Origin of the sequence: Janthinobacterium saanense (assembly GCF_014200675.1) — a bacterium.
Classification (GTDB): Bacteria; Pseudomonadota; Gammaproteobacteria; order Burkholderiales; family Burkholderiaceae_D; genus Janthinobacterium.
Genome location: NZ_JACHCI010000024.1, coordinates 1 through 10,977 on the forward strand (window position 1 = coordinate 1; position 10,977 = coordinate 10,977).

The 10,977-nt window shown below is 59.6% G+C and carries 9 protein-coding genes and 1 tRNA gene; 6 read left to right on the top strand and 4 right to left on the bottom strand.

Annotated elements, in window-relative coordinates; all coding sequences use genetic code 11:
• From HDE72_RS23835 to HDE72_RS23850, 4 genes are all read left to right on the top strand, one after another.
• Positions 1–1,042: effector protein Tle3 domain-containing protein (locus HDE72_RS23835; RefSeq protein WP_183746945.1), on the top strand; the 1,042-nt coding region annotated here is incomplete at its 5' end.
• Between the two features lie 122 nt (positions 1,043–1,164).
• Complete coding sequence (locus tag HDE72_RS23840) at positions 1,165–2,787, top strand: type VI lipase adapter Tla3 domain-containing protein (protein WP_260176894.1); 1,623 nt, start codon at positions 1,165–1,167, stop codon at positions 2,785–2,787.
• Between the two features lie 329 nt (positions 2,788–3,116).
• Complete coding sequence (locus HDE72_RS23845) at positions 3,117–4,265, top strand: GGDEF domain-containing protein (RefSeq protein WP_183746951.1); 1,149 nt, start codon at positions 3,117–3,119, stop codon at positions 4,263–4,265.
• Between the two features lie 136 nt (positions 4,266–4,401).
• Positions 4,402–5,160 carry an acetoacetate decarboxylase gene (locus HDE72_RS23850; RefSeq protein WP_183746954.1) on the top strand — a complete coding sequence of 253 codons (759 nt, stop codon included), beginning with the start codon at positions 4,402–4,404 and terminating at the stop codon, positions 5,158–5,160.
• 24 nt (positions 5,161–5,184) lie between these two features.
• On the opposite strand, the gene HDE72_RS23855 is transcribed toward HDE72_RS23850, so the two are convergent.
• From HDE72_RS23855 to rnr, 4 genes are all read right to left on the bottom strand, one after another.
• A complete protein-coding gene (locus tag HDE72_RS23855) occupies positions 5,185–5,883 on the bottom strand; it encodes a YceH family protein (protein WP_183746957.1) in 699 nt (232 codons plus the stop codon).
• A gap of 10 nt (positions 5,884–5,893) precedes the next feature.
• On the bottom strand, positions 5,894–6,643 hold the full coding sequence (cysE, locus tag HDE72_RS23860) for a serine O-acetyltransferase (RefSeq protein WP_183746960.1): 750 nt from the start codon (positions 6,641–6,643) through the stop codon (positions 5,894–5,896).
• A gap of 196 nt (positions 6,644–6,839) precedes the next feature.
• Positions 6,840–7,583: a 23S rRNA (guanosine(2251)-2'-O)-methyltransferase RlmB gene (gene rlmB, locus HDE72_RS23865; protein WP_183746964.1), complete on the bottom strand. Its 744-nt coding sequence runs from the start codon at positions 7,581–7,583 to the stop codon at positions 6,840–6,842.
• Positions 7,584–7,598: 15 nt separating this feature from the next.
• Positions 7,599–10,154 carry a ribonuclease R gene (rnr, locus tag HDE72_RS23870; RefSeq protein ID WP_183746966.1) on the bottom strand — a complete coding sequence of 852 codons (2,556 nt, stop codon included), beginning with the start codon at positions 10,152–10,154 and terminating at the stop codon, positions 7,599–7,601.
• A gap of 422 nt (positions 10,155–10,576) precedes the next feature.
• On the opposite strand from rnr, the gene HDE72_RS23875 reads away from it, so the two are divergent.
• Together HDE72_RS23875 and HDE72_RS23880 are read left to right on the top strand one after the other, a co-directional pair.
• Positions 10,577–10,661: transfer RNA gene (locus tag HDE72_RS23875), tRNA-Leu, on the top strand.
• Positions 10,652–10,977, top strand: a 326-nt coding sequence (locus tag HDE72_RS23880) for a hypothetical protein (protein WP_183746969.1), incomplete at its 3' end; no start/stop codon positions are given. The genes HDE72_RS23875 and HDE72_RS23880, both read left to right, overlap by 10 nt.

The window sequence follows — 10,977 nt, forward strand, 5'->3', positions numbered from 1 at the left end:
CGATGGCCCCGTGCTGGTCGGCCTGCCGCCCCACGATTTTGCCCTGCGCCTGCGCGGTGAAAACGACCATGGACACGTGGCCGGCGCCAACCGCAGCCACCGCGCCAGCCACGATGAAACTGTGTGGCCCGCCGCCAAAAGGGAACGGTGGCAGTTATTTCAGACAGAAAGAGGCCGGCGCCAGGGACTGCGCAGCATTACCGGCGAAGCGCTGCGCGTGCCGGTGGCGGCCGTTTTGAATGGCGGCGAAATCCTGCCCGCCCAATTTCCCAGCACTTCCAGCCAGGCCAGGCTGCCCCGCGACCAACAAGGACCATGCGAAGAAGTCGACCCGATCGACGCCGCCATCGCCATCACCAGCAAGCAAGGCTTGCGAACATTTCCGAGGGAAGTCATTGCCGATCCTCGCCCCCGGCACGGCCGAAAATCGGAATACAGCTATGACCCTTTCAGCCCGCCTACACTCAAACAGGTGGAGCAAGCCTTCAATCTGGGCAAGGCACCGGATGACTGGCGCAAGCTTGCACGCGTTTCCCGCCATCCGGGCAGCGGCGATCTGCTGTTCATCGATCCCATGGAAACCCCGAACGAGGCACGCAAGCGCTGGCAACACGAAGTCAGCCCTAAATCCTTCCACGGCGCCATTATCGGCAACGCAGAAAACCACTGCAATGTGACGGCGTATGACGTGGCCATTGGTGGCGGCAAGGCGAGCAGCGATCCGAGGTTTTACCGGTATTTATGTGCGGTGGCGGATTGGCGGTTGAAGAAAAGTGACTCGCTGCGTGATCGGCCCGGGATAGAAAAGTGGAACGACTTCATAAAGACATTCAATGCTTACTGGTCTGACGAAACTGTAGAACGCAAGGTATTGATTGAGGGATCTGTCGACTACTACAGCACAGGAACTCTACCAGCTTGTGTGCCCGCTTTGCACGTGGGACTGCCGTCAACCGTCGTGTGCGAAATAATCAACGGTAGGCGTACAGAATCTGCTATCGCACCAAAAACCCATAAACCAAGTGACGACATTCCAAAGTGAAAAATCAAACCCTACGTCTGAAGACTCCATTCTTGGCAGCGTTCATCGTGCTCACATTACTTCTACCATGTTTTTTCGCAATGACAACATCTGATATTTCACCTTTCCTGGAGGAGTCGCCAATGGTTAGCAAAAAATGGCAAGGATGGCACTGGTTATTGCTGATATCGCCTATCGTGGCCGCCGGCCTACTCGGTTCGCATTGGATACACTCACAGAAGTTAGCTCCGGCAGTAACGCATCAGGTCCAACAGGCTGCTGCAGGCAAACAGGAAAAACGTGAATATGTCCTGGAAGTCATCGGCCTCGGCGTTACCCTGGATAAATACCGACAAGGAAAATTGTGGGAGGCCCTACAAAAAGGAAATGCGTACACTAGCATCCGCGAACAAAACAAGGATAAATATCCATGGGACGCCAGGGAGAAATCAGGAATTTCTGGTGGACGAGCAGGTGATGCATTGGAAAACGGTGCAAAAGACATCCCCATGTACTTTGCCGTCCCCGTCTTCAATGCCGATCCGCCGATCCCGGACCCCGCCGTGGCCGACATGCCGGATGCACCTGTCATGGGCCTTGCCGCAGATGCCATATATTCCGGTATGACATGGCATTTGTTTGTCGTTGGCCCAAGGCGTTTTGATGAACATCCCGATCATATTCTGGAAGACATATTTGCCTTTTTCGATGCCAATCCAGACGTCCCCTACATTGTGCTCAATTCAGAAGACAGCATGGCCACACGTCATGCTGCTCGCCTTCCCGATAGCCCAGACCTGCTCAAAAACGGCCGCTACATCCCCGAAATGCCGGACGCTTCCGCCCTGTTCGTGCTGGCGCGGCGTGAACGTATTGACACAGTGCGGAAGTTTGCCTACGACGATGCGCCGCCCGAGGCCAGCGTCGATGACCTCAACACCTATGGCGTGGCGCGGCGGCTGTATCTGGCTTACGACCAGTTAATGCGGGCGGTGCCCCACCCCCGCAAGAAAGAAGACCCGAATGCATTTACCCAACGCCAGCCTACGATAGAAGAATGGCTGCCCGTCGCCGCGCAATTTGCCCGGCGCCCCGATATCCGAGGCACGGGTACCTTCAGCATGTTCGACAAGCTCAATCCCAGGACCTACCATCCGCCCAGGGACTGGCAACCCACGCCGTGGTTTCCCCTGCCCTTCAACAAGGAACAGCTGGCACAGATCGACCGCTTGCCCACCCTGGGTTTTATCCACCGGCCTACCTTCGTCAAGATGCGGGATGGCGAGGGCAAGCCGCTCACGCGGCGCGACCAGCGCGAACTGGCCTTGCAAACGGGCTGGCAGGAAGCGCTGCGCAACCTGCCCGAAGCCGAGCGACCCGCAGCGCCGCAGCGCCTGATCGCCGCTACCGGCGGCAATACCGAACAACTGGTGGCGCTGCACAAGACGCTGCTGAAACATGCGCAAGAAGGCGGCCCGGAACTCGACAGCGGCAAACCCGCGCAATGGATAGATACCGACCAGCGCTTGGGCAATACGGGCGCGGCCACCTTGTTCGTGCAAATGGCCATAGCCGTGATGGGCAGCTACCGCGATGGTGGCGTCAGCGCGGTGGTCAATCTGCGCGATCCCGAGGAAGCGTCGATCGTCCTGATCAGCCCACCGTCAGATGAAAAGCGCCGCACCCAGCATCACCCGCACGGCGGCGACGTGTTCCGGCACCGCGTTGCGCCAGCCATCGATCCGGCCAATTATCCGGCGAATTAAGGGAGAAATGTAGCAAGTTAGAAGAATTGAAGCTGTCAGCCGCCATACAACCCCACACCGTCTTATGAGCGGTGCCATTGCGTACTCCTCGTTCATCTGCTTCGGCCCGCTACATTCCAGCATACCCCGCAGCACTTCACATTATTCCCTGCTAATATCGCTCGGATCCATCTTTCCAGAGATGTCGTGGCCGCTTCATGGTTCGATGCATGGAGCGTTTTACAACAAACTGCTAAACAGGTTCTTAGCTAAATTTATACCAGAGGGCGCTAAAATAGCTGCCTTTTTTTCATCAGTTTGCTTGAGCAAGCTCACGCCCCTCCCTACTCATGGCACTCGACCCTTCCACCATCCTCATACTTACGACAGCCCTGGCCGCCGCCGCTGCACTTTATCTGGCCGTGGAATGTCGCAGCGTGCGCGAGGAGTCGCTGCTGTTCTGGAGCTTTGGTTTCGCGGTCATCACGGTGGGATCCATCCTGGCGCTGTTGCGCAGCCATGGTTTTTTAATCATTGGTATCTGGTTTGCCAACGGCTTGCTGATCGCCGCCCACTGGCTGTTCCTGGCAGGCGTGGCCAGATTCACGCAAAGCCGATTGTCGCGCGCCTGGTATCTGGTTGCGGTCGTCTGGCTGGCCATGCTGCTGGTGCCGGGCGAGCCGTGGTGGTCCAAGCTGATGCTGGTCATCCAGTCGCTGCTGATTGCCGGCATCACCCTGCGCGCCAGCTTCCTGCTGCGTCCCCACGGCGTGTCCCTGAGCGTGGGTGCGGTACAGTTGCGCTATGTACTGCTGCTGCATGGCCTGTTCTATTTCGCCAAGGCTGGCCTGCCGGTGGCGCTCGATGCCTTCGTCGACCTGGCCGCCTTGCGTGGTGTCGTGATCCAGATTTCGCTGATGGAAGGCGCCATGGCCATCATGCTGATCGCCCTGTCCATGACCGGCACCGAACGGCACCGCCGCGAAGAACGCATCGAACAACTGGCCGCCCGCGACCCGCTCACCGCGCTGTACAACCGCCGCGCCCTGTACAAGCGCGCGCCTGAACTGCTCGCGCTGGCCTCGCCGGCCAGCCCTGGCGCCCTGCTGCTGATCGACATCGACCATTTCAAGCAGGTCAATGACCTGCACGGCCACAGCGCCGGCGACAAATTACTGGTGGCCCTGAGCGACATCATCCGCAGCGCCCTGCCGCAGGACGCACTGGCCGCACGGCTGGGAGGCGACGAATTCGTGATCCTGCTGCGCGAGGCCAGCAGCGAAAGTATGGTGATGCTGGGCAATAGTTTGCGCGAGGCATTCGGACACATGGCGCAGCAGGCGTTTACCACCCCGAAGGCGGTGACCCTGAGCGTAGGTGGCACGCTATTTGAGCGGCCACCGGCAAGCCTGACCTCCCTGCTCGACCTGGGCGACGCGGCCCTGTACGAGTCCAAGCGAGGTGGGCGCGACAGCGTGCGGGTGGTGCTGGCCGCCTGACACTTCCGGCACGGGCACGGTCAGTCGAACGCATGCACAAGCCGGTTTCTGGCTATACTGGTTCATACCGCAGTGCAACAATCCCAGCACGCTGCCTGCGCCCCCCCCATGCCGCACCAACCGGGAGCACTACGCTATGACCGAAGATGACGTCCTCCGCAATGCTTTTGCCATGCCTATCAACAATCCGGCTTTCCCCCCTGGTCCCTACCGCTTCGTCGATCGTGAATACCTGATCATCAGCTACCGTACCGATCCGGACGCCTTGCGCGCATTGATCCCCGCGCCACTGGAATTTGTCGAGCCGGTAGTGAATTTTGAATTCATCAACATGCCCGATTCGACCGGTTTTGGCCACTATTGCGAGTCGGGCCAGGTGATCCCCGTCACGCTCGACGGCGTGGCTGGCGGCTTCGTGCTCAGCATGTATCTGAACGACCACCCGCCGATCGCCGCCGGGCGCGAATTATGGGGTTTCCCGAAAAAACTGGGCGATCCGGAGTTGCGCATCCACAAAGACACCTTGAGCGGCACGCTCGACTACAGCGACTTCCGCGTTGCCACCGGCACCATGGGTTATAAACACCGGGCGCTGGACCTGGCGGCAGCCAAGAAATCGCTGGAAGCACCCGCATTCCTGCTCAAGATCATCCCCCACGTGGATGGCACGGCGCGCATCTGCGAACTGGTGCAATACAGCCTGACCGAGGTGAACGTCAAGGGCGCCTGGACCGGCCCCGGCGCATTGCAGCTCAATGCCCACGCGCTGGCGCCCGTCGCAGTGCTGCCGGTACTGGAAATCCTCTCGGCCCGACATATCCTGGCCGACCTGACGCTGCCGCTAGGGACCGTCGCCTATGATTATCTCAATCCAGCCCATCGCGGGAAGATGTGAGAGCCGGTATTGCCTGGTGTATGCTTATTCGAACTGTTTCTTGAACGCTTCGAACTGCGCTGCCAGGCCATCGAAGTCGCTGCGCAATTGCAGCACTTCCTGTTCCAGCTGGGCCACGCGGCTGCCTTGCTGCGGCGCGCTGACGGCGCCTGCGTAACCGGACGCCGTCTCGATCTGGGCCAGCGCTTCTGCGCCGCCCAGCAAGTGGCCGTAGCGCGGTTCTTTGGCGCCGGGGGCGACGGCCAGTTTGGCGACCAGCGGCGGGTATTTGTCGATCAAAAATTGCAGGCCGGATTCCACTTCAGCCACCGACTTGAATTCATGGATGCGGCCGCTGCGGCTGCGGATTTCACCGGCAGTCTGCAAGCCGCGCAGCATCAGAATGGCGAGGATGGCCAGCTTGTCCTGTTCCAGCGACCATTTGATGCGCATGCGGTGTTCATACTTGGCAACGCGCGCGCCGGCCTGGGTGATGCCGTTGACGAATTTGCGCTGCATCAAGCGCTGCAGCACGTCGTACACGGTTTCTTCACTCAAAGCCATGACGGGGTCGCGGCTCGACAGCTGGTTGCAGCCATTGGTCAGGGCATTGAGCGACAGCGGATAGCTGTCTGGCGTCAGCGCCTCTTTTTCGGCCAGCACGGCCAGTACGCGGATCTCGAACGGGTCGAGCAGATTGGAATTATCAGAGCCTTTGTCGGCTGCGTTCACATCAGTATTCATGCATAAACCCTTAATCGACCAGCTTGTTCATTTGCTCAGAATCAAATTTATCACATTCCGGCACAGCCTGGCAGCAGATGCCCGCCGCCTTCAGGGTCGCCAGGATAGTTTCGATACGTTCTTCCTGCGCCACCGCGTGCGTAATCAAGCCTTGCAGCGCTTTTGACAATGGATCGTCACCGTTCGGCGTCACGCCGTAAGCCGCAAACAAATGGGCCGTGCTGCCTTCGCGCAGGGCGTTGATATCCTTTTGCACGATATGGGCCGGGTTGCCGACCGCCGTGGCGCCAGCCGGCACGGGTTTCAAGAGCACCGCGTTCGAACCCACCTTGGCATACTCGCCCACCGTAAAACTGCCCAGCACCTGCGCGCCGGCGCCGACGATCACGCCGCGCGACAGGGTCGGATGGCGCTTGGTGCCGCTGTGCAGCGACGTGCCGCCCAGGGTCACGCCCTGGTAGATGGTGCAGTCGTCGCCCACCACCGCCGTCTCGCCGATCACCACGCCGAAACCATGGTCGATGAAAACGCGGCGGCCGATCACGGCGCCCGGATGAATCTCGATGCCCGTGATGATGCGGGCGAGATAGGAAATGAAGCGCCCTACCCACTTCAGGCCGCGCAGCCAGCACCAGTGCGCCCAGCCGTGCATGACGATGGCGTGCAAGCCCGGATAACAGGTCAGCACCTCCCAGCCGTTGCGGGCAGCCGGGTCACGTTCAATGATGCTGTTGATATCTTCGCGCAGGTGGTGGAACATAATAAAAAACAGATAAGGTAGAAGGCAAATGGTAGCGTATTCGGCGGGGGAATGCTGGAGGGGGAAAATAAATCGGCCGCCAACATTTCGTAGGCGGCCGATCAAGAAGCGGCAAGCTGGGGCAGTTCCTTCGGAATCGTGATGCGTCCCATTGGGACGTATCACCCCGGCGGGTCTGACCCCAAGTGACGCTAACTTAAGCTTCTAAAGCGATGCGCTGGCGGCGCGCTTCGTACAGGCAGACACCCGAGGCCACCGACACGTTCAAACTCTCGACGGAACCGAACATCGGGATATTGACCAGGATGTCGCAGGTGTCGCGCGTCAGACGGCGCATGCCTTCGCCTTCGGAACCCATCACCAGGGCAGTCGGGCCCGTGAAGTCGGCTTCGTACAAGCCTTTTTCGCCATCGTCGGTGGTGCCGATCAGCCAGATGCCGCGCTCTTTCAGGTCGCGCATGGTGCGCGCCAGATTGGTCACGGTGATGTAAGGCACGGTTTCAGCAGCGCCGCTGGCGACCTTGGCGGCGGTGGCGTTCAAGCCCACGGCGCGGTCTTTCGGTACGATCACCGCATGGGCGCCAACGCCGTCGGCCACGCGCAGGCAGGCGCCCAGATTGTGCGGATCGGTGATGCCGTCCAGGATCAGCAGCAGTGGCGGGCCGTCGATGGCGTCCAGCAGCTCATCGAGGTTACGGGCCAGGGACAATTGCGAGGCAAACGCGATCACGCCCTGGTGGCGGCGCGTGCCGACGATCTTGTCCAGGCGTGCCGAATCGACCGGCATGACGCGGACATTGGCAGCCTTGGCAGCGGCGATCATGTCTTTCATGCGGCCATCGACGCGGCTGGCGTCGACGAAAATTTCTTCCACGGTCGCCGCTTCATGACGCAGGCGCGAGGTGACGGCGTGGAAGCCGAAAATCATTTTATTCTTCATTGTTTATCGCTTCTTTTATCGCTTGTTTTTGCTTGTTTTTGTTACAGTTTTTGCTGCACGTGGTGCCGCCGCGGCAGGCGCCGCAGCAGTGGTTTTGCTACGCTTGGCCGGCGCCTTGGCCTTCGGCACCGCCTTGGCGGCTGTCTTGGCGACCGCTTTCGGCGCGGCCTTGGCGGCTGGCTTGGCCTTGGCAGGCGGCTTGGCGCCATTGCTACCATGGTTCACGCTGACGCTGGCCTTGATTTCATGGCGCTGCTCGGTCGCAGGACCTGGCTTGACCATGGTTTTCTTGTCGCCCTTGCGCTTGGCGCCATTCGGCTTGGCAGCGACTTCTTCGCCCGCCAGTTCGGCTTCGGTGACCAGGCGCAAATCGATCTTGCGCGTTTCCAGGTCGACCCGCGCCACCTGCACCGTCAGACGGTCGGTCAGCTGGAAGCGCTTGCCCGTGCGTTCGCCGCGCAATTCATGGCGCGCATCGTCGTACTGGAAGTAGTCGGTGCCCAGTTCGGTGACATGCACCAGGCCTTCGACAAACAGGGTATCGAGCTGCACGAACACGCCAAAGGTGGTCACGCCGGTGATGGTGCCGGTGAACTGCTCGCCCAGCTTGTCCTGCATGAAGTAGCACTTGAGCCAGGCTTCGACATCGCGCGACGCTTCGTCGGCGCGGCGTTCGTTGGCCGAGCAATGCACGCCCAGCGCGTCCCAGATGGTCAGGTCCGTCTTCTTCGGCTTGCCTTCGGCTTTGTCCTTGGCCTGCTGCTTGCGCGTGGCGTTCGACACGTTCGTGTTCAGCACGGTCTTTTCGGTCAGCTTCGGCTCGTATTTCTTGCCTTGCAAGATGGCCTTGATGGCGCGGTGCGTCAGCAAGTCGGGGTAGCGGCGGATCGGGCTGGTGAAGTGGGCATACGCCTCGTAGGCCAGGCCGAAGTGGCCGATATTGTCCGGGCTGTAGACGGCTTGCTGCATCGAGCGCAGCAGCATCGTTTGCAGCAGGGCCGCGTCGGGACGCTGCTTGATCTGCTGCATCAGGGTCTGGTAATCCGAGGCCGATGGCGTGTCGCCGCCCGTCAAATTCAGGCCCACCTGTTTCAGGAAGGTGCGCACTTGCGTGAGCTTTTCCTTGGTCGGGCTGGCGTGGATGCGGTAAGTGCCTGGATGCTTGTTACGCAGCAACAAATCGGCTGCGCAGACGTTGGCCGCCAGCATGCACTCTTCGATGATCTTGTGCGCTTCGTTGCGCGTGCGCGGGATGATCTTTTCGATCTTGCCGGCCGTATTGCAGACGATATAGGTTTCGGTCGTCTCGAAATCGATGGCGCCACGCTCCGTGCGCGCTTTCAGCAAGGCGCGGTAGACCAGCTCCAGGTTTTGCAGGTGCGGCAAGATGTCGGCGCGGCGGGCAGCTTCCGGACCCTTGGTATTGCCCAGCACGGCAGCGACTTCATCATACGTCAGGCGCGCAGCCGAATGGATCACGGCCGGGTAGAACTGGTAAGCCTTCAGTTCGCCCTTGTCGCTGACGACAGCGTCGCACACCAGGGTCAGGCGGTCGACGGCCGGATTCAGCGAGCACAGGCCGTTCGACAGTTTTTCCGGCAGCATCGGAATCACGCGGCGCGGGAAGTAGACGGAGGTGCTGCGTTCGAGCGCGTCGCTATCGAGCGCATCGTTCGGTTTCACATAATGGCTGACGTCGGCAATCGCCACGATCAGGCGGAAGCAGTTGGCGCGGCCGACCTTGACCGGCTCGCAATACACGGCATCGTCGAAGTCGCGCGCGTCTTCGCCATCGATAGTCACCAATGGCACGTCGCGCAGGTCGACGCGCTCATTCAGGTCAGTGGCACGTACTTCGAACGGCAGTTTTTCAGCCTGTTTCAGTGCGGCGGCGGAAAAGATATGCGGCACATTGAACTTGCGCACGGCAATTTCGATTTCCATGCCGGGGTCGTCCAGCGCACCCAGCACTTCGACGATCTTGCCGACTGGCTGCTTGAAGCGCATCGGCTGCTCGGTCAGCTCGACGCTGACGATCTGCCCTGCCTTGGCCTTGCCTACCGAACCGGTCACCAGAATATCCTGGCCGATGCGCTGGTCTTCCGGCGCCACCACCCAGGTACCGTTTTCCTGGATCAGACGGCCGATCACATGGGTATTGGCGCGGTACGTGACTTCCACGATCGTGCCTTCCGGGCGGCCACGGCGGTCCGTGCCCACGATGCGGGCCATGACCTTGTCGCCATGCAGTACTTTCTGCATTTCCTTTTCAGGCAGGAACAGGTCGGCGCTGGCGTCGTCAGGAATGACGAAACCGAAGCCATCGCGGTGGCTGGTGACCCGGCCGGCGACGAGCGCGCTCTGGTCCGCCAGCACGAAGATCCCGCTGGCGTCAGACTTGAGCTGTCCGTCGCGCTCCATCGCCTTCAGGCGACGAACCAGGACATCCATGGAATCGGCATGCACTTGCAGCGTTTTCCCGAGTGACTGCGGATCGAGAGGCGCGTTGACGCTGCGGAATATGCCGAGAATGTCCTCCCGGCTGGGGATGGTGTGGGTATTTTGGCTCAAAAGTATTTCTATAGTTTGTTATTGACAGTGATCAAACGGTGATCAAACGAGACACAGGCCGATGACATCACCGTCAATAGTCAATATTGACACGGCGATACTCGCTAGTGTACCGGAGGTCGCCCCGGTTTGCCTAACGGACAGTGTCGTCTTGTGTCGCGTAAGCAGTTGTATCAGCAGGTCTGCAACTGGCCAGCCAGGCCGCCGATGAAAAAAAGTGAAAAAGGCGCGCAAGGCATTTGACTTCGACAAATATTGCTCTATAATCTCGGTCTCTTGCAGCGACAAACCTTCATCGGTGTGCAGTTGCAGGATAGCGGTACAGGGTTGATGTGCAGTATGGAACGAAAGTTCATCTGGCGCAAAACTCTTCATGTCGCTATAATAGCAGACTTGTAGTTGCTAGTTGTTGCAGTATCAGTGCCCACGTGGCGGAATTGGTAGACGCGCATGGTTCAGGTCCATGTGCCTTTGGGTGTGGGGGTTCGAGTCCCTCCGTGGGCACCATTACCGGATTCGCAAAAAGCCGCAAACTTTCACAAGTTTGCGGCTTTTTTCATTTCCGCTCCAGTGACGCATTCAATACCCCGGCTACTGAACCACCACCCCTCCCATCATTCACTGCACTCGCAGAAAACTCCCGATCCGCTGAAAAAACAGGCATAGCCCTGTCCATGGAGAAGGAAACCCGCTTTTTTCAGATAAAAATGAACTTTCTTGAAGAAAACACCCAAATCCTCATTGACCGAATGCCCGCCACCCCTTATGATTTTGTCCTCGCTGCAGAACACGCAGCGATAGCAAAGAGTAGTAGCAGCAACAA

Bases quoted from the DNA above. Each gene is read 5' to 3' on its own strand.
- HDE72_RS23855 (WP_183746957.1), bottom strand. From the start codon at position 5,883: ATGAATACTGATGTGAACGCAGCCGACAAAGGCTCTGATAATTCCAAT.
- cysE (WP_183746960.1), bottom strand. From the start codon at position 6,643: ATGTTCCACCACCTGCGCGAAGATATCAACAGCATCATTGAACGTGAC.
- rlmB (WP_183746964.1), bottom strand. From the start codon at position 7,583: ATGAAGAATAAAATGATTTTCGGCTTCCACGCCGTCACCTCGCGCCTG.
- HDE72_RS23845 (WP_183746951.1), top strand. From the start codon at position 3,117: ATGGCACTCGACCCTTCCACCATCCTCATACTTACGACAGCCCTGGCC.
- HDE72_RS23850 (WP_183746954.1), top strand. From the start codon at position 4,402: ATGACCGAAGATGACGTCCTCCGCAATGCTTTTGCCATGCCTATCAAC.
- HDE72_RS23840 (WP_260176894.1), top strand. From the start codon at position 1,165: ATGGTTAGCAAAAAATGGCAAGGATGGCACTGGTTATTGCTGATATCG.